Source organism: Bradyrhizobium sp. 44 (assembly GCF_023073095.1).
GTDB lineage: Bacteria > Pseudomonadota > Alphaproteobacteria > Rhizobiales > Xanthobacteraceae > Bradyrhizobium.
Genome location: NZ_JADPIY010000014.1, coordinates 454,845 through 471,671, shown reverse-complemented (window position 1 = coordinate 471,671; position 16,827 = coordinate 454,845). Strand labels below are relative to the sequence as shown.

The following is a 16,827-nucleotide window of genomic DNA, read 5'->3' as shown; positions in this document are numbered from 1 at the left end:
GCGCTGCGGCAGAATCGTCAGCCGCCGACGCGGGCGAGGCCGCTGCGGGCGACGTCGTCGCGTGGACGAAGCGAGACCGCCTTGGTGTAGGACGCCGCCGCCTTGGTCCTGTCGCCCAGCCGTTCATAGGCTTGCCCGCGTATGGTCCAGACTTGGGCATTGTGGGGATCGGCCTCGGAAGCCTCATCCAAGTCGGCCGCTGCCTCCTTGACCTTGCCGAGGGCGAGATAGCTGATGGCGCGGCCGAGCAGCGGCTCGACCTTTTGCGGGTTTAGGCCGCTCGCGGCGCTGAAATCGGCGATCGCGAAATCGTGCTGGTTCTTGCCCTGGTAGATCAGGGCGCGGCCATAGAGCGCCTGCGCATTGTAGGGATCGAGTCCGACCGCGTGATTGAACTCATCGAGCGCGGCCGCCGTCTCGCCGGACTTTGCCAGGGCCTGGGCCTTTGCCGTATGGGCCTGGGCTTCACTGACATTGCCGGCGCTGACCACGTTTTCGGCGGTCGCAGCTGCCCTGGGTGCCTCCTGCGGCTTCTCCTTCTCCGGCGTCAGCGATCCCAGGTCGAAGGAGCAGCCGCACAGCGAAATCCCCATCAAGGCCAGCGCAAACGGCTGCAGCAAGATCTGGCGTAACCGCGCCAAGCCGGGCTTGGGGAAAGGGGAGGCCATCTACGGTTCGCTCGCGCTGGTGCCGCATCGGTAGTGCCCCATCCCAGGAAGGCACCGTTCACAAAACAATAACGCGGGCCAGGGGCCCGCGTTATCGAAAACTGAAGTCTCTCAAATTCGGTAGATCAGCGCGGTCCGCGCGGACCAGCACTTGCACCGGCACCAGCACCGGGGCCACCGCGACCGCCACGATCACCGCCGGGGCCGGCGCCGAACACCGGCTTCGGCTTCATCGGCAGCAGGCCTTCGCGCTGCAGCTTCTTACGGGCCAGCTTGCGTGCGCGACGCACGGCTTCGGCCTTTTCGCGGGCCTTCTTCTCGGAGGGCTTTTCGTAGTGACCGCGGAGCTTCATCTCGCGGAAAATACCCTCGCGCTGCATCTTCTTCTTGAGCGCCTTGAGGGCTTGATCGACATTGTTATCGCGAACGAGAACCTGCACGCGGCATCCTCTTCAGTGGATCGGATTTGAATTCTGGTAAGTCAAAGGGGATGGCGAAACGCACACGCCCTTAACCTTGAGGGCGCGGATGTATCAGACAAAACTTGGGATGTCCACCGGCCAAGCGGGTTTTCGGGCCAAGTTCAGCCATTAAATGAGGCAAAATACCTCTTCGCGGCCCTGATTTGGGAGATTTGACGCCAAGGGTGGGGCCGTTTCCGGAGCTTTGTTCCGGTAACTTTGAAAGCAGGGGACGACACATGGATATGAAGAAATACGCGGCCGAGGCTATCGGCACCTTTTGGCTCACATTCGCAGGTTGCGGAAGTGCTGTGATCGCAGCCGGCTTTCCGCAGGTCGGCATCGGCCTGGTCGGTGTCTCCCTCGCATTCGGGCTGAGCGTGGTCACCATGGCCTACGCGATCGGCCACATCTCAGGCTGCCATCTCAATCCGGCCGTCACCGTCGGTCTTGCCGCCGGCGGACGTTTTCCGGCCGGACAGATCCTGCCTTATGTGATCGCGCAGGTCGCCGGCGCGATCGTGGCCGCGTGGCTTCTCTACGTCATTGCAAGCGGAGCTCCCGGCTTCGACGTCAGCAAAGGATTCGCGTCCAACGGCTACGACGCCCATTCTCCCGGCCAGTACAGCATGATCGTGTGCTTCCTCACCGAGGTGGTGATGACCATGATGTTCCTGTTCATCATCATGGGCGCCACCCACGGCCGCGCGCCCGCGGGCTTTGCGCCGCTGGCGATCGGGCTCGCGCTGGTGATGATCCATCTCGTCAGCATCCCCGTCACCAACACCTCGGTGAACCCGGCGCGCAGCACGGGACCGGCGCTGTTCGTCGGCGGCTGGGCGCTGTCGCAGCTCTGGCTGTTCTGGGTCGCGCCGCTGATCGGCGGCGCGCTTGGCGGGGTGATCTATCGCTGGCTCAGCGACGAACCCACCGGCGTCGTCGCTGGCGCAAAGACGGCGTAATCGCAAAGCGGGATCGCGGCATGCGCCGCGGTCCCGTCAATCGCCGGTCGTGGGTCGCACTTCGGTGACATGCCCCATCTTGCGGCCGGGGCGCGGTGCGCCCTTGCCGTAGATGTGCACGGTCGCGCCCGGCACGCTCAGCCACTTGTCATATTCGTTGATCTCGTCGCCGATCAGATTGGTCATGGTGACGACCTCGCCGTGGCGCACGGGCTTGCCGAGGGGCCAGCCGGCAATGGCGCGGATGTGCTGCTCGAACTGCGAGACGGATGCGCCGTCGAGCGTCCAGTGTCCGGAATTGTGCACGCGCGGAGCGATCTCGTTGACCAGCACCTTGGGTCCGGTGCCGTTGGCGAGCACGAACATCTCGACGGCAAGCACGCCGACATAATCGAGCGCGCCCGCGATCTTGCCGGCAATGCTGCGCGCTTCCTCGGCGAGCACGTCCGGGATCCGGGCGGGCGCTCGGGAGATCTTCAGGATGTGGTCGCGGTGCTCGTTTTCGGTGACGTCGAAACACTCGACCTGGCCTGTCGCGGAGCGGGCGGCGATCACGGAAATCTCACGTTCGTACGGCACGAAGGCTTCCAGGATGGCCGATTTGGTGGCGAGACTGGTCCATACTTTCGCGACGTCGTCGCCCTCGCGGATGATGGCCTGGCCCTTGCCGTCATAGCCGAAGCGGCGGGTCTTCAGCACCGCCGGAAGGCCGATCCTGGCGATAGCCTCGCGCAACGACGGGACCGAGGTGACGTCGGCATAGGCTGCGGTGCCGATGCCCAGCCGCGTCACGAAATCCTTCTCGGCGAGCCGGTCCTGGGTGGTCTCAAGGATCTTGCGGTTGGGCAGCACGGGACGGCGCGCATCCAGCACCATCGCGGCCGCGGACGGCACGTTCTCGAATTCGTAGGTGATGACGTCGACGTCGTTGGCGAACAGCTCGAGTGCTTCGACATCGGCATATTCGGCGCAGGTCGCATTCAGGACGACGTCGAAGGCCGGTGAATCCGGATCGGGCGAGAACACCTGGCAGCGCAGGCCGAGCCGTGCCGCCGCCATAGCCAGCATCCGCCCCAATTGTCCGCCGCCGAGGATGCCAATGGTGTCGCCGGGCTTCAGCTTCACCTGCTTTGCGTCAGTCACGCCTTGTCCTCCGGGCGCTCGGCCACGGCCTCGGTCTGCGCCTTGCGCCAGGCGGCGAGGCGATCGGACAAGGCCGGGTCGGATAAGGCCAGCACGGCGGCCGCCAACAGCGCCGCATTGATGGCGCCGGCCTTGCCGATGGCGAGGGTGCCGACCGGGATGCCTGCGGGCATCTGGACGATCGAATAGAGCGAATCGATGCCCTTCAGCGTCCTGGATTCGACTGGGACGCCGAACACGGGCAGTTCCGTCAGCGCTGCCGCCATGCCGGGCAGGTGCGCAGCGCCGCCCGCGCCGGCGATGATGACCTTGTAACCGGCCCCCTTGGCGCCCTTGGCGAACGCAAACAGCCGGTCGGGGGTGCGGTGTGCCGAAACGATGCGAGTGTCGGCGACAACGCCGAGCGCTGCAAGCGTGTCGGCGGTATGCCGCATCGTGTCCCAGTCCGACTGGCTTCCCATGATGATGGCGATTGGCGCGGTCATGACGTCAATTGTGCTCGAAAAACAGGAAGATAGGCCAGATTAGCGGTTCCGGCCGGTTGCTCGCAAGGCGGTGGCAAGGAGAAGGGAATGCACTATCCTGTCTTGGTGAATCCCCGCAAGCCTTCATTGAGCAGGATGCCCATGAAGAAACCAAAAAGGGCGAGCGCTGCGAAGGCCAAAAAGGGCCCGAAAACCAGCGCCGGTCGCTCCAAAGTTGCTCCCAAGCGTCTGGCCAAGAGTCGGGCCAAGGGCCCGGCCAAGGGTCCGGCCAAGGGTCCGGCCAAGCTTCCGGCGCGGCGTGGAGCGTCGGCCGCTGGCGGCGCCAAAGGGGCCATGAAGCCGGCCGTCAACGCGACCATCCGCGACCTCCGGAGCAAGCTCAAGGGGGCGCTGCGGCGGGTCGCGGAGCTCGAGGCAGCCGCCGACACCGACTTCCTGCTGGAAATTCCGAACCGGCGCGGCTTCGAACGTGAGCTCGCTCGCGCCGTCGCCTACATGAAGCGCTACCGCGCCAGCGGCGCGCTGATCGTCCTCGACGTCGATCGGCTGAAGCCGATCAACGATTCCTTCGGCCATGCGGCCGGCGACGAGGTGCTGAAGGCGATTGCCGCCACGCTGACGCGGCAGATCCGCGCCTCGGACTTGGTGGGCCGCCTCGGCGGCGACGAGTTCGCGCTGCTGCTCTGGAATCTCAGCGAGACCGACGCCAAGGCGAAGGCCGCGGCTTTCGAGCAGGCCGTCGACGAATTGTCCTTTGTCTTTCGCGGCCAGCACGTGAGCGCGGGCGCTTCCGCCGGCGTCGCCCTGCTTGGAGTGCAGTCCGACTCCACGCGGGCCCTGGAGGAGGCCGATGCCGCCATGTATGTGCGCAAGGCGCACCGGCGGCACGAGCCGCGCATCAGGCTCGTCAGCAGCTAGTTAAAGTGTGCCGAGGTCTTTCGGTACGTTGCCGAAGCTGCGGAGCAGTTTGGCGTCGCCGAATTCGCCGGTCATGGGATCGCCGCTGCGGCTGAACGCGACCGCGCCGGTGTGGCCGGCGCCGTGCGACATGATCTCGGCGCGCCGTAGCGCGGCCGCCGCGCTCTGGCATTCCTCGGCCGCACCTGCGACCGGCGAGCCGTCCTCGTCGGTCAGGAAAGGTAATGCAACGTAATAGGTGACATCGGACATGGTCGGCTCCGATAGCTGACACTCAGGCGGCGCTGCTCTTGCTGCGCGAGGTCTCCGGAATGCAGCCTGCGGAAACCGCCGCCTGCAATTCCTCCAGCTCGGCCTCCAGATATTCATTGGCCATGATCAGCGCCTTGATGGTGCTGCGCAGATTGCCGTCGCACATCGCGATCGCCTGATCACAGGCTTGTTCATAATGGCCGTTGTCGAGAAGGGCGGCTGCCGACATCTGCGTTTTCCTTGGACGGTTTTCCGGGGGCGTTGGTGTCCAAATGTTCTTATTTTGTTCCTTTTGAGTCAAGCGGATTCACATGCGGCGGGTCGCCGTGAGCTGTCCTCCTGTGGATCAGGCGATGATATCGGGCGTGATCTGGTCTTCGATGAACGCGATACGGTCACGCAACAACAGCTTGCGTTTCTTCAACCGCTGTAACCGCAACAGGTCGGGGGCGGGCGATTGATGCAGTGCATCGATCGCCGCATCAAGATCTCGGTGTTCCTGGTGCAACCGGGCGAGCTCGGATTCGAGTTCGCGCGCATCTTCATTGGTCATGTCTGCGGTGGCCGAAAAACCGATAGGCGTGAGATTAAGGCTGTGGATGCCCTGTGGAAACTATCGTCCTTGCGCGCCGTGATCGCAAGCGATCTCGGGCTGTCCCGCGTCGATCTCCCGCGAGATATTTCTGCGGTCGCTCCGACGTTGCGCAAGCGCATTGATATCACGGATTTTTCCCGCGTGGTTCCCTTACTCACGCTTCGTTACATATGAATTTTCAAAAATGACAGTGCGACGACGGATACCCATCGACAGAACGAATCGGTGATGTACACTTCGTCGTCCGGTCGAATCCAAGGTTCACCCCTACCGAGGAGGTTTCGAATGACAATTCAGGCACATCTGGTTGAATTGGAACGGAAGCACAAAACTCTCGAAAACGAATTGCACGAAGCTCTCGTGCACCTTTCAACAGACGACCTGCAAATTGTTGAGTTGAAGCGCCGGAAGTTGATGGTCAAGGACCAGATCGAGCGTCTCAGGCACGGCGACACGCTCCACTAGTAACCCCGTAACAGCGTAGAGTTGATCGCACCCTTTCAGGCAGGGATGGGAGCCTTTGCGCTCATCCCTGCTGCAAGGCGCGCAGCGTGCAAGGATTTGCGCGGCTCTAGCTTCTTGTCTGGACGCGCTTCTTTACGCGCAACCGGAATCCCCTTCGCTTTAAACCACTAGAAGTTTGCGAGCTCGGCAACGTGATCCGCGATCGCGAGCGATGACGTCAATCCGGGCGACTCGATGCCGAACAGATTGATCAGGCCTTCGACGCCGTGATCGCGCGGGCCCTGCATCAAGAAATCCTGCGTGGCCACCGCCGGCGGCACGATCTTCGGGCGGATGCCCGAATAGCTCGGCATGAGCGCGCCGTCAGGCAACGTCGGCCAGTATCTGCGGATCGCCGGGTAGAAGCGCTCGGCGCGTGCCGGGTCGACCTCATAGTCGATCGTCTCGATCCACTCGACGTCGGGGCCGAAACGTGCCTGCCCTGCCATGTCCAGCGTCAGATGCACCCCTAGCCCGCCGGGCTCGGGTACCGGATAGATCAGGCGCGAGAACGGTGTCCTGGCATTGCAGCTGAAGTAGTTTCCCTTGGCGAGGTAGGCCGTCGGGATCCGTTCCAGCGGCATGCCCTCGATGTTGCGCGCCACGGTGGTCGCCGAGAGCCCGGCGGCGTTGACGAGGAGGCTGCATTGCAGCGTCATCGGCGCTTCGCCGCCCGCCTCGATCTCGATCACGCCGGCGGTCGCCTTGGCACGGATCAGCGGGGTGTGGAACGCGAAGGCCGCGCCCGCGTCCTCGGCTTCGCCGCGCAGCGAGAGCATGTAGGCGTGGCTGTCGATGATGCCGGTCGACGGCGACAGCAGCGCGGCGTCGCAGGCGAGCGCCGGCTCCAGCGCACGTGCCGCATCGCCGGTGAGCAACTGCATGTCGAGCACGCCGTTGGCCTCGGCATGCGCCTTGATCGATTGCAGCTTCTCGGTCTCTTTCGGATTGGTCGCGACGATCAGCTTGCCGCAATTCCTGTGCGGGATGCCGCGCTCGGAACAGTAACGATAGAGCGCGTGCTTGCCGTCGACGCACATGCGCGCCATCCAGCTTCCGGCGCGGTAGTAGATGCCGGCATGGATCACCTCGCTGTTGCGCGAGGAGGTGATGGTGCCGATGGCCTCGGCTTGCTCGAGCACGATCACCTCGCGCCCGGCTTGCGCCAGCTTTCGAGCCACCGCGAGCCCGATCACGCCGGCTCCGATGACGACGCAGTCCACCCTATCCATGGTTGTGCAGGACGTCCGCTCGAAGCGACGAAGGCCTCACGCCTGGGAACGGCGGCGCGGGGGCGTTTTCCGTTAAGGAAGCATTTATCATGTCAGGGCAATTGCCGTATTTGATGCCACATTTTTCCGTTGCTCGTACAGGCGTTTACCCGATCCAAACCCGCCAGACCAGACAATCCGACGTTGAAATCGCGGGTGGCTGATGGCTGAGAAGAACTGGCACGCGGGCAGCGCGCTTCCGATTGCGATGCAGGCCGTCGTGTGCCTGGCCGCAGCGGTCGCGCCTGCGCGCGCCTTTGCCCTCTCCGACAGCTTCAGCCCTCCGAGCTACCTCGGCCACCTCGATCCCAACGTGATCTGGGAAGCCCTGATCGCGGGAATTGTGATCTGTTCGTTCTTCGCCGCGATCGCGCTATGGATCCATTCCTCACTGCGCCGGACTAGGCGTTTGCAGCTGCGGCGCAATGCCTTTGTCTCCTCCGCCATGAACAACCTCAACCAGGGCGTGGTGATGACGGATGCGCAGCGGCGCATCATCTTCTGCAACGACCGCTATCTCGATATCTACGGCTTGATGCGGTCGGACATCTGGGCCGGAATGACCGGCCACGACATCCTTGAGCTGCGGCGCCAGCGTGGTGTGCTCGGCGGCGCTTCCGACGACGAGTTCTATGAGAAGGCGGCAAGCCCGAACGGCCTGATAACCGAACTGCCGGACGGGCGGGCCATCCTGGTGAAGTATTTCGTGCTGCCCAACGGCGGCTCGGTGGCGACCCATCTGGACGTCAGCGAGCAGCGCAGGCTGTCCCGGCAGCTCGCCTCCACCAAGCAGTTCCTGGAAACATTGCTGGACCACGTACCGGCCTGCGTGGCGGCGAAGAACATCGAGGATGGTCGCTACATTTTCGCCAATAGCGCCTATGAGCGCTTCTGGGGTTTCTCACGCGATCATGCCGTCGGCAAGAACGCCCGCGAGCTGTTTGCGCCCATCTCGGCGGACAGCATCGAGGCGACCGACCGGGCGGCACTCGATTCGCCGGACGGCCAGTTTCGCAACGAATTCGAGGTCGACCGCGCCGGTGAGCGGCGCATGGTTGCCTCGATCCGGATCGTGGTCCGCAACGAGAGCAACAAGCCCGAATTCCTGATGCTCGTGTTCGAGGACATCACCGATCGCCGCTCGCTGTCGAAGGAGCTGGAGAGCACGAAGAAGTTCCTGGAGCTCGTGGTCGACAACATCCCGGTGGCCCTGATCGTCGAGCAGGTCAAGGACGGCCGCTACCTGCTCGCCAACCGCAGCGCGGAGACGATCCTCAACCGCAGGCGCGAGGAAGCCACTGGCCTGACCGCGTCCGACATCTTCAATCCCAAGGAAGCCAAGCTGATCATCGCGCGCGACGAAGCCGCGATCAAGAAGCGTGGGATGATCACCGAAGAGCACCCGATCTCCACCAAGGACGGGCTGCGGCTGTTCCTCACCCGCCGCGCCACCGTGCTGGGCGACACCGGCGAGCCGCAATATCTGATCAAGACCCACGAGGACGTCACCGATCGCCGGCAGACCGAGTCGCGCATGGCGCACATGGCCTACCACGACGGCCTCACCGATTTGCCGAACCGTGCCGCTTTCCTGCAGGCGTTGACCCAGATGATCGAGGCCTGCGAGGGCACCGGCGAGGAGTTCGCGGTTCTGTGCGTCGATCTCGACGGCCTCAAGGAGGTCAACGACGTCTTCGGCCATGCGCACGGCGACAAGCTCCTGGTCGAGGTGGCCCAGCGGCTCCAGGATTCCGCGCGCGGCGGCGTGGTGGCGCGCCTGTCCGGCGACGAGTTCGGCCTGATCATCGACGGCAAGCAGCCGGAGGCAGGCCTCGCGCTGGCGCAGCAGATCGGTGATGCCGTCGCCAAGGAATTCCAGATCGACGGCCGCCCGGTCCGCGCCGGTGTCACCACCGGCATGTCGATCTTCCCGCACAACGGCGCCGACGCCGCCTCGCTGCTCGCCAATGCCGGCGCGGCGCTGTTCCGCGCCAAGCAGAAATCGCGCGGCACGATCAGCCTGTTCCAGCCGGAGATGGACCAGCAGATCCGCGATCGCCGCGTGCTGCACCAGGACCTCTCGATGGCGATCAAGAATGGCGAGCTCTCGCTCGCCTTCCAGCCGCAGGGGACTGCTGGCCACAGCGTCGCCGAGAGCGAGATCATCGGCTTCGAGGCGCTGGCGCGCTGGCAGCACCCGGTGCGCGGCCAGGTCTCCCCGGCCGAATTCATCCCGATCGCGGAGGAAAGCGGCCTGATCGTCGAGATGGGCGAGTGGATCCTGCGCGAGGCCTGCCGCGAGGCCGCCTCCTGGCCGACGCCGCTTCAGGTCGCGGTCAACCTGTCGCCGGCGCAGTTCATGCACGGCGACGTGGTCGGGCTCGTCCATTCCATTCTGCTCGAGACGGGTCTCGCACCCGGCCGGTTAGAGCTTGAGATCACCGAGGGCGTGCTGATCGAGGACTTCGATCGCGGTCTTGCGCTGCTGCGCCGGCTCAAGGCGCTCGGCGTGCGCATCTCCATGGACGATTTCGGCAGCGGTTATTCCTCGCTGAGCTATCTCCAGGCGTTCCCGTTCGACAAGATCAAGATCGACCGCGCCTTCATCATCAATCTCGGCCGCAACCCGCAATCGGCGGCGATCGTGCGCGCGGTGATCGATCTCGGCCATGGCCTGGAAATGTCGATCGTCGCCGAGGGCGTCGAGACGTTGGAACAACTTGCCTTCCTCGCCGCGGAAGGCTGCGACGGCGTGCAGGGCTATCTGCTCGGCAAGCCCCTGCCGATCGGGAAATATGCCGGCCTCGTCGGTCGCGCCGAAGTCATGGAGCTTGCGCTCAAGACCGGTTAGTGATGGTGGGCGCTTCGTTCGCTTCCATTCGACGGCTTCATGGCGGATTACGACCTTGCGATCATCGGGGGCGGCCTGAACGGTGTCAGCCTCGCGCGCGATGCCGCCGGCCGCGGCCTGCGGGTCATCCTGTTGGAGCAGGGCGATCTGGGCGGCGCGGCGTCCTCGGCAACACCGCGGCTGATCCACGGCGATCTCTCGATGCTGGAACGGCGCGGCTTCCGACGGGTGCGCCGGGCGCTCGCCGAGCGCCGGACCTGGCTCCGGATCGCGCCGCATCTGGTTCGGCCGATGCGCTTCGTGATCCCGGCGCATTCCGACGAGCGCCCGCCATGGCTGCTGCGCCTCGGCCTGCTCCTCTACGACAGCCTCACCAGCCGGAGCGGCCTGCCTGCAACGGCGACCCTCGACATCACGCATCATCCGGTCGGCAACGCGCTGAAACGACCATTCGGCACGGCCTTCGAATATTCGGATTGCGTCGTCGACGATTCCCGACTGGTGGTGCTCACGGCACTGGATGCGGCCGAGCGCGGCGCCGTGATTCGGACTGGAGCGCGCTGTGTGCGTGCCGATCGAACCGACACATGGCGGCTCGCGGTGGTCGACCGCGGCCATCGCCACGCGATCACGGCCCGGGCACTGGCCAACGCCACCGGCGGCTGGACGTCGATGGTCGCCGAGACCGTGCTGCGGCAGCCGCAACCCGCCATGGCGGCGATGCAGATGAGCCAGATCATCGTCCCGCGGCTGTTCGATTCCGATAACGTCTACGTCTTCCAGAACAGCGATGGCCGGCTGATCTTCGCGAGTCCCCTCGATCGCGACTTTACGCTGATCGGCACAATCACGCACGATTTCACCGGCGATCCCGCGATCGTCGCGATGCGGGGGACCGACGTCGGCTATCTCTGTGAAGCGGCCAGTCGCTATTTCCGCGAGCGCGTCGCCCCGACCGACGTGGTGCGGGCGGTCTCCGGCGTCAACCTGACGCTTGCGTCCGCGCGCCAGCGTGACGGCACCACGCTGTTCCACGCGCGGCGGCGCAAGGCGCCGCTGATCACGATGTTCGGCGGCGACCTCACCACCTCGCGCCTCCGCGCGGAGCGCGCGGTGACGAAGTTGACGCCGTTCTATCCGATGTCGCCGCCCTGGACCGCAGGCGCGGCGCTGCCGGGCGGGGATTTCGCCTGGGACCGTTTCGACACCGAGGTCGATCTTGCGCGTGACCGCTGGCGCTTTCTCTCGGAGACGCAGGCCCAACGCTTCGTCGCGGCCTATGGCTCGCGGCTGCCGGCTGTGCTCGGTGAGGCGAAGACCCGCGACGATCTCGGCCCGGCCTTCGGGCCCGAGTTGACGGGCGTCGAGGTGCGCTATCTCATGACCCACGAATGGGCGCGTTTTCCCGAGGACATCCTGTGGCGCCGCTCCAAGCTCGGCCTGACAATGTCGGCGGAGGGATGCGATGCGCTGGCTGTGTTCATGGCGAATCCGACGTGAACGAACCGCCTCTAACCGGTTGAGTGAGGGACGATCGGCCGCTAGCGTGCGGCGGGATTGAGGTTGGCAGGGACCATGACTGACGAGTTGGCCAGAACAGACGCCGCTGCGGATCCGGTCGGAGAGACGCAGTTCGCGGCCAGCGAGCCGCTGCTGCGCATCGAGGGCGTCGCCAAGACCTTCGGGACGTTCCGGGCCGTCGACGGCGTGTCGCTCGACATCAAGACCGGCGAGTTCTTTGCGCTGCTCGGCCCCAGCGGCTGCGGCAAGACCACGCTTCTGCGCATGCTCGCCGGTTTCGAAGCGCCGGATCAAGGACGCATCCTGCTCGGCGGCAAGGACATCGCGCAGGCGCTGCCGCATGAGCGGCCGATCAACATGATGTTCCAGAACTACGCGCTGTTTCCGCACCTGTCGGTGCGCGACAACATCGCCTTCGGCCTGAAGCGCGCCGGCATGGCGCGCGCCGACATTGCCACGCGTGTGGCGGAGATGGTCGCGCTGGTGAAGCTCGACGGGCTCGAGAAGCGCAAGCCCGACCAGCTCTCCGGGGGGCAGCGCCAACGTGTGGCGTTGGCGCGTGCACTGGCGCGGCGGCCGCAGCTCCTTCTGCTCGATGAGCCGCTCGCAGCGCTGGACAAGAAGCTGCGCGAGAGTACCCAAGGCGAGCTGATGGAGCTTCAGCGCCGGCTCGGCATGACCTTCATCATCGTCACCCACGATCAGGAAGAGGCGATGACGATGGCGAGCCGGATCGGCGTGATGAGAGACGGCAAGCTCGCGCAGGTTGCTAGCTCGCGCGAACTCTACGAGGCGCCACGCTCGCGCTGGATCGCGGAGTTTGTCGGCGACGTCAATTTGTTCGACGCCGAGTCCAAATTGCGCGACGGTCATCGCCTGGTGATAGGCACGCGCGATGCGGGACCGCTGGTGGTGGCGGAGCCGCGCGAGCCGTTCGGCGAGGTCAGATTATCGGTTGCGATCCGCCCCGAAAAGGTCAAGCTCTCGCGCCGTGGTCCGGTGAGGGAAGCCGGTCATGAAACGGCGATCAACCAGCTCGACGGCGTGATTGCCGACATCTGCTATCTCGGCGGCACCACCACCTACAAGGTGAAGCTCGACGCCGGCGGGATGGTGCAGGCTTCGGTCGCCAACAGCGCGCGCCTCGACGTCGACGCCTACAGCCTGAACCAGCCTGTCGTCGCCTGGTTCACGCCCGACGACTGCGTGGTGCTGCCGTCATGAGCGCGCGCCGCATCTTCGCGCGACCGGCTCGCCTTGCCGCGATCGCGCCCTATGTCTGGATGGTGCTGTTCTTCCTGGTGCCGTTCGGCTTCGTGCTGAAGATCAGCCTGTCGCAGACGGCGATCGCGCAGCCGCCTTACGAGCCGGTGTTCGACCTGATGGCGGGATGGGGGGCGCTGAAGACCGCCTTTGCCGCGTTGTCGATCGACAATTTCAGGCTGCTCGTCTCCGACGACATCTACGTGTTCGCCTATGTGCGTAGCCTCACCGTCGCCGTCATTGCGACCGCGCTGTTGCTCCTGATCGGCTATCCCATCGCCTACGCCATGGCGCGGCTGCCGGCGCGCTGGCAGGCCGTGGCGATGGTGCTGGTGATCGTGCCGTTCTGGACCTCGTTCCTGATCCGGATCTATGCCTGGATCAACATCCTCCAGCACGACGGCCTGCTCAACCAGATCCTGCTGGCGCTGCATCTGGTCAGCCAGCCGGTGGTGTGGCTCTCCACCGACAGCGCGATGTATATCGGCATCGTTTATTCCTACCTGCCGTTCATGATCCTGCCGCTGTACGCCACGCTGGCCAAAATGGAGCCCGCGCTGGAGGAGGCCGCCTCCGATCTCGGCGCGCCGCGCTGGCAGGTGTTCTGGCTCGTCACCTTCCCGCTGTCGCTGCCCGGCGTCGGCGCCGGCGTGCTGCTGTGCTTCATCCCCATCGTCGGCGAGTTCGTCATTCCGGATCTCCTGGCCGGCTCCAATGCGCTGATGATCGGCCAGACCTTGTGGCTCGAGTTCTTCACCAACAAGGATTGGCCGGTCACCTCCGCCGCGGCCATCGTGCTGCTGCTGGTGCTGCTGGTGCCGCTGCTGCTATATGAACGGCTGCAGAAGCGGCAGCTGGAACAGGGGCGGTGAGGCGATGCGCAAAGTCTCCCGCCTGTCACGCTTCAACGTCGCCTCGCTCGCGCTGGGTCTGGCCTTCCTCTACCTGCCGATCCTGATCCTCGTCATCTATTCCTTCAACGCCTCGCGGCTGGTGACGGTGTGGGGCGGCTGGTCGCTGCGCTGGTATCACGAGTTTTTCAATGACCGTGCCATGATCGAGGCGGCCTGGATGAGCCTGCGCGTCGCGGTTTCGTCGGCGACCATTGCGACCCTGATCGGCACGCTCGCCGCATTGGCGCTGTCGCGCGGCGAGCGGTTCCGTGGCCGCACCCTGTTCTCCGGCATGCTCTATGCGCCGCTGGTGATGCCGGAGGTGATTACCGGATTGTCGCTATTGTTGCTGTTCGTGGCGCTGAACGCCGAGCGCGGCTTCTGGACGGTGACGATCGCGCACACCACGCTGACGATGTGCTTCGTCGCCGTCGTCGTGCAGTCCCGCCTCGGCTCGCTCGACCGCTCCTTGGAAGAGGCCGCGATGGACCTCGGCTGCGATCCCGTGCGCGCGTTCGTGGTCGTGACGCTGCCGCTGATCGCGCCCGCGATCGTCGCGGGCTGGATGCTCGCCTTCACGCTGTCGCTGGACGATCTCGTGATCGCGAGCTTCACCACCGGACCGGGCTCGGCGACGCTGCCGATCCGGATCTATTCGGAGGTGCGGCTGGGCGTGAAGCCCGAGATCAACGCGATCTGCACGCTGGTGATCGCCTTGATCGCGGCCGTCATCGTGATCGCCTCGCTCGCCTCGAAACTGTCGAGCTCGCAGGGCGAGAGCGCGGCGGCGCTTTAGACGGGAGGCATCGTGACATTCACCTACCAGGTGCTCGTCCACACGCCGCTCTGGGTCTTCGCGTTGTTCGCCTATCTGGTCTGGCAGGGCATCAAGGCGATGCAGCCGCGCAGGACGCCGATCTGGCGTGCGCTGATCGTGCCGGTCGTGTTCATCGTCTGGGGCGTCTCACGGATCGGCTCTGGACATCAGGACGGCACGTGGCCACTGGTCGCCTGGATCGCGGCGGCACTGGTGCTGCTGCCGCTCGGCGTGCTGACGCCGCGTCCGTTCGATGTCGATCACACGACCGGGGAGATCATTCGTCCCGGCAGCGCGTTTGCGCTGGTCCGCAATCTCGTCGTGTTCTCTCTGCAGTACACAGTTGGCGTGATCACGGCGATCAATGCCGGCGATCGCGCGCTGGCCTTCATCGCCGGCCGCGCGATTTCGGGCGCGACCGCGGGCTATTTCATCGGCTCGACGATCGCGCTTCTGATCGCGTATCGCCGCAAGAGCGCGGCCGATGTTTAGGACTTCACCGCACCTGCCGTGAGCCCGCCCACCATGTAGCGCTTGAAGGCGTAATAGACCGCGGCCGGCGGCAGCGCGTAGATGAAGCCGGTGGTCATCAACAGCTCCCACGGCGAGTCGTCGGCGGCGAGGAAGTTGCCGAGCGCGACCGGCAGTGTGATGTCGGTGTCCTTGGACAAGAGCAGGAACGCGTAGAGATATTCGTTCCAGGCCAGCAGCACGGCATAGGTGCCGATCGCGACCAGCGAGGGCATCATCAGCGGCACATAGACCAAGCGGAACAGCTGCAGCGTGGTCGCGCCGTCCATCACGGCGGCCTCGTCGAGCTCGACCGGCAGCTTGTCGGACGCCTGCTTCAGCACCCAGATCGCATAAGGCGAGGCGATCGTCACCATGGCCAGGATCAGCGACCAGTGATTGTTGAGCAGGCCGTAAGTGCCCATGGTGCGGTACATCGGCACGGCGAGGAACGCCGCCGGGATGAAGTAGGTGAACAGCGCGAGATTCATCACCCAGCGGCCGCCCGGCACCTTAAGCCGCGAGATCGAGAATGCGGCGGCGGTCGCGATGAACAAGGTCAGCGCGCCGGCGGCCAGTGCGATCACAGTCGAGTTCCAGAACTGGATCCAGAAGTCGCGCAGGAAATAGTGCTCCTGGTAGAACACGATGTGAAAGTTGTGCAGCGTCGGATGATCCGGCCACAGCTTGCCCGAGAACGCGTCCTCCTTCGGCGAGATCGCGAAGAGGAACATGTGGTAGATCGGAATCATGGTCCAGATGAAGACCGGGATGCCGATCAGCAGGAGCTTGGCTTCGGTGCCAACTTCGCGGAGGGTGGGAAGCTTCATCGCGACAACCGTTTCATCATGAAGTACATCAGCGGCAGCACGAACGGTATCGCGCAGACGATGGAGGCCATCGCAAGCGAGAGCTGGTCGAGCCGGAGATAGCGGATGCCGAGCGTCGACAGCACATGCGTGAGGTCGGCCGGCCCGCCGCCGGTGAGCAGATAGACGCTGTTGAAGTCGCCGAGCGTCCAGATCATCGAGAGCAGCGTGCAGGTGACGTAGAGCATCTGCATCGACGGCCAGGTGATGAAGCGGAATTTCTGCCACGGACTGGCGCCGTCGACTTCGGACGCCTCGTACAGATCCTGCGGGATCGCGAGCCGCCCGGTCAGCAGGATCAGCGTCCAGAACGGCAGCGACTTCCAGATATGCACGGCGATCGCCATGGTCAGCGCGACCGTCGGGTCGTTCAGCCAGTTCGGGCCGTCATCGCCGGTGAGGGAGAAGATGAAATGGTTGACCATGCCCCATTCCGGATTGAGCATGAAGCGGACCGACAGGATGGTCGGGATCGACGGCACCGCCCAAGGCAGGATGAAGATCACCGACAGCCATTTGATCCAGGGGCGCTGCTGCGCGAAGAAGCCGGACAGGAACAGCGCGATCAGCATCTTCACGTTGATGCCGATGACCAGGAAGATCAGCGTGTTGACCGCGGCGCGCGCGAAGATCGGGTCGTTGTACAGAGCGACATAGTTCGCCGGATTGCGCGCCAGCCACAGGCCGTAGCCGACGGGATAGACGACGAAGGCCAGGAAGACGAGTAGATAGGGCACAAGCAGCAAGATGCCCCAGACCTGCTGCGTGGTCAGGCGCGCCGATAGGGGAGGGGCCGGAATTGTGTCTGAGCCGGAAAGTGTGATCGCCATATCGCATACCCACC

General features: G+C 64.7%; 19 protein-coding genes. 9 read left to right on the top strand and 10 right to left on the bottom strand.

The window, feature by feature from the left end:
• Window positions 1–17: 17 nt before the first annotated feature.
• Window positions 18–668, bottom strand: coding sequence for a tetratricopeptide repeat protein (locus tag IVB41_RS13135; RefSeq protein ID WP_247431695.1), 651 nt, complete (start codon window positions 666–668; stop codon window positions 18–20).
• Window positions 669–793: 125 nt separating this feature from the next.
• Window positions 794–1,108 (bottom strand): 30S ribosomal protein S21, encoded by a 315-nt coding sequence (gene rpsU / locus IVB41_RS13130; RefSeq protein WP_007614218.1) that lies wholly within the window; start codon window positions 1,106–1,108, stop codon window positions 794–796.
• 260 nt (window positions 1,109–1,368) lie between these two features.
• On the opposite strand from rpsU, the gene aqpZ reads away from it, so the two are divergent.
• Window positions 1,369–2,091 carry an aquaporin Z gene (aqpZ, locus tag IVB41_RS13125; RefSeq protein WP_247401078.1) on the top strand — a complete coding sequence of 241 codons (723 nt, stop codon included), beginning with the start codon at window positions 1,369–1,371 and terminating at the stop codon, window positions 2,089–2,091.
• 36 nt (window positions 2,092–2,127) lie between these two features.
• On the opposite strand, the gene IVB41_RS13120 is transcribed toward aqpZ, so the two are convergent.
• Entirely contained in the window at window positions 2,128–3,234 is a 1,107-nt protein-coding gene (locus IVB41_RS13120) for a 5-(carboxyamino)imidazole ribonucleotide synthase (RefSeq protein WP_027570364.1), read from the bottom strand.
• Entirely contained in the window at window positions 3,231–3,719 is a 489-nt protein-coding gene (purE, locus tag IVB41_RS13115; RefSeq protein ID WP_247358276.1) for a 5-(carboxyamino)imidazole ribonucleotide mutase, read from the bottom strand. The genes IVB41_RS13120 and purE overlap by 4 nt, the downstream gene beginning before the upstream one ends.
• A gap of 141 nt (window positions 3,720–3,860) precedes the next feature.
• On the opposite strand from purE, the gene IVB41_RS13110 reads away from it, so the two are divergent.
• Window positions 3,861–4,637 carry a GGDEF domain-containing protein gene (locus IVB41_RS13110; protein WP_247431690.1) on the top strand — a complete coding sequence of 259 codons (777 nt, stop codon included), beginning with the start codon at window positions 3,861–3,863 and terminating at the stop codon, window positions 4,635–4,637.
• Here the strand turns inward: IVB41_RS13110 and IVB41_RS13105 are convergent, their stop codons facing one another.
• The 3 genes from IVB41_RS13105 to IVB41_RS13095 form a co-directional block, all read right to left on the bottom strand.
• Window positions 4,638–4,889: a hypothetical protein gene (locus tag IVB41_RS13105; protein ID WP_027570367.1), complete on the bottom strand. Its 252-nt coding sequence runs from the start codon at window positions 4,887–4,889 to the stop codon at window positions 4,638–4,640.
• Window positions 4,890–4,911: 22 nt separating this feature from the next.
• The gene (locus IVB41_RS13100) at window positions 4,912–5,118 is read right to left on the bottom strand and encodes a hypothetical protein (RefSeq protein ID WP_027519981.1); all 207 of its coding nucleotides are present in this window, start codon (window positions 5,116–5,118) and stop codon (window positions 4,912–4,914) included.
• Between the two features lie 117 nt (window positions 5,119–5,235).
• Window positions 5,236–5,442 carry a YdcH family protein gene (locus IVB41_RS13095; protein ID WP_027519980.1) on the bottom strand — a complete coding sequence of 69 codons (207 nt, stop codon included), beginning with the start codon at window positions 5,440–5,442 and terminating at the stop codon, window positions 5,236–5,238.
• 327 nt (window positions 5,443–5,769) lie between these two features.
• Here IVB41_RS13095 and IVB41_RS13090 point away from each other — a divergent pair, with 327 nt between their 5' ends.
• The gene (locus IVB41_RS13090; RefSeq protein WP_007596254.1) at window positions 5,770–5,949 is read left to right on the top strand and encodes a YdcH family protein; all 180 of its coding nucleotides are present in this window, start codon (window positions 5,770–5,772) and stop codon (window positions 5,947–5,949) included.
• Window positions 5,950–6,116: 167 nt separating this feature from the next.
• Here IVB41_RS13090 and IVB41_RS13085 read toward each other — a convergent pair whose 3' ends face one another.
• Window positions 6,117–7,220 (bottom strand): NAD(P)/FAD-dependent oxidoreductase, encoded by a 1,104-nt coding sequence (locus IVB41_RS13085; RefSeq protein WP_247431687.1) that lies wholly within the window; start codon window positions 7,218–7,220, stop codon window positions 6,117–6,119.
• A gap of 202 nt (window positions 7,221–7,422) precedes the next feature.
• Between IVB41_RS13085 and IVB41_RS13080 the strand changes: the two genes are divergently transcribed.
• From IVB41_RS13080 to IVB41_RS13055, 6 genes are all read left to right on the top strand, one after another.
• On the top strand, window positions 7,423–10,110 hold the full coding sequence (locus IVB41_RS13080) for an EAL domain-containing protein (protein WP_247431683.1): 2,688 nt from the start codon (window positions 7,423–7,425) through the stop codon (window positions 10,108–10,110).
• Window positions 10,111–10,149: 39 nt separating this feature from the next.
• The gene (locus tag IVB41_RS13075) at window positions 10,150–11,610 is read left to right on the top strand and encodes a glycerol-3-phosphate dehydrogenase (protein WP_247431680.1); all 1,461 of its coding nucleotides are present in this window, start codon (window positions 10,150–10,152) and stop codon (window positions 11,608–11,610) included.
• 75 nt (window positions 11,611–11,685) lie between these two features.
• On the top strand, window positions 11,686–12,855 hold the full coding sequence (locus IVB41_RS13070; protein WP_247431677.1) for an ABC transporter ATP-binding protein: 1,170 nt from the start codon (window positions 11,686–11,688) through the stop codon (window positions 12,853–12,855).
• The gene (locus IVB41_RS13065) at window positions 12,852–13,766 is read left to right on the top strand and encodes an ABC transporter permease (RefSeq protein ID WP_247431674.1); all 915 of its coding nucleotides are present in this window, start codon (window positions 12,852–12,854) and stop codon (window positions 13,764–13,766) included. Before IVB41_RS13070 ends, IVB41_RS13065 begins: the two co-directional genes overlap by 4 nt.
• Window positions 13,767–13,770: 4 nt before the next feature.
• Complete coding sequence (locus IVB41_RS13060; RefSeq protein WP_247431671.1) at window positions 13,771–14,583, top strand: ABC transporter permease; 813 nt, start codon at window positions 13,771–13,773, stop codon at window positions 14,581–14,583.
• Between the two features lie 12 nt (window positions 14,584–14,595).
• Complete coding sequence (locus IVB41_RS13055; protein ID WP_247431668.1) at window positions 14,596–15,096, top strand: DUF6622 family protein; 501 nt, start codon at window positions 14,596–14,598, stop codon at window positions 15,094–15,096.
• Here IVB41_RS13055 and IVB41_RS13050 read toward each other — a convergent pair.
• Window positions 15,093–15,944: a carbohydrate ABC transporter permease gene (locus IVB41_RS13050; protein WP_027570375.1), complete on the bottom strand. Its 852-nt coding sequence runs from the start codon at window positions 15,942–15,944 to the stop codon at window positions 15,093–15,095. The two genes, IVB41_RS13055 and IVB41_RS13050, sit on opposite strands and share 4 nt — an antisense overlap.
• On the bottom strand, window positions 15,941–16,813 hold the full coding sequence (locus IVB41_RS13045) for a carbohydrate ABC transporter permease (RefSeq protein ID WP_211394722.1): 873 nt from the start codon (window positions 16,811–16,813) through the stop codon (window positions 15,941–15,943). Before IVB41_RS13045 ends, IVB41_RS13050 begins: the two co-directional genes overlap by 4 nt.
• Between the last annotated feature and the right edge of the window lie 14 nt (window positions 16,814–16,827).

What these genes read in the sequence shown, in the direction of transcription:
- IVB41_RS13135 (WP_247431695.1), bottom strand. Translation starts at nt 668, where the DNA reads ATGGCCTCCCCTTTCCCCAAGCCCGGCTTGGCGCGGTTACGCCAGATC.
- aqpZ (WP_247401078.1), top strand. Translation starts at nt 1,369, where the DNA reads ATGGATATGAAGAAATACGCGGCCGAGGCTATCGGCACCTTTTGGCTC.
- purE (WP_247358276.1), bottom strand. Translation starts at nt 3,719, where the DNA reads ATGACCGCGCCAATCGCCATCATCATGGGAAGCCAGTCGGACTGGGAC.
- IVB41_RS13110 (WP_247431690.1), top strand. Translation starts at nt 3,861, where the DNA reads ATGAAGAAACCAAAAAGGGCGAGCGCTGCGAAGGCCAAAAAGGGCCCG.
- IVB41_RS13105 (WP_027570367.1), bottom strand. Translation starts at nt 4,889, where the DNA reads ATGTCCGATGTCACCTATTACGTTGCATTACCTTTCCTGACCGACGAG.
- IVB41_RS13100 (WP_027519981.1), bottom strand. Translation starts at nt 5,118, where the DNA reads ATGTCGGCAGCCGCCCTTCTCGACAACGGCCATTATGAACAAGCCTGT.
- IVB41_RS13095 (WP_027519980.1), bottom strand. Translation starts at nt 5,442, where the DNA reads ATGACCAATGAAGATGCGCGCGAACTCGAATCCGAGCTCGCCCGGTTG.
- IVB41_RS13090 (WP_007596254.1), top strand. Translation starts at nt 5,770, where the DNA reads ATGACAATTCAGGCACATCTGGTTGAATTGGAACGGAAGCACAAAACT.
- IVB41_RS13085 (WP_247431687.1), bottom strand. Translation starts at nt 7,220, where the DNA reads ATGGATAGGGTGGACTGCGTCGTCATCGGAGCCGGCGTGATCGGGCTC.
- IVB41_RS13080 (WP_247431683.1), top strand. Translation starts at nt 7,423, where the DNA reads ATGGCTGAGAAGAACTGGCACGCGGGCAGCGCGCTTCCGATTGCGATG.
- IVB41_RS13075 (WP_247431680.1), top strand. Translation starts at nt 10,150, where the DNA reads ATGGCGGATTACGACCTTGCGATCATCGGGGGCGGCCTGAACGGTGTC.
- IVB41_RS13070 (WP_247431677.1), top strand. Translation starts at nt 11,686, where the DNA reads ATGACTGACGAGTTGGCCAGAACAGACGCCGCTGCGGATCCGGTCGGA.
- IVB41_RS13065 (WP_247431674.1), top strand. Translation starts at nt 12,852, where the DNA reads ATGAGCGCGCGCCGCATCTTCGCGCGACCGGCTCGCCTTGCCGCGATC.
- IVB41_RS13060 (WP_247431671.1), top strand. Translation starts at nt 13,771, where the DNA reads ATGCGCAAAGTCTCCCGCCTGTCACGCTTCAACGTCGCCTCGCTCGCG.
- IVB41_RS13050 (WP_027570375.1), bottom strand. Translation starts at nt 15,944, where the DNA reads ATGAAGCTTCCCACCCTCCGCGAAGTTGGCACCGAAGCCAAGCTCCTG.
- IVB41_RS13045 (WP_211394722.1), bottom strand. Translation starts at nt 16,813, where the DNA reads ATGGCGATCACACTTTCCGGCTCAGACACAATTCCGGCCCCTCCCCTA.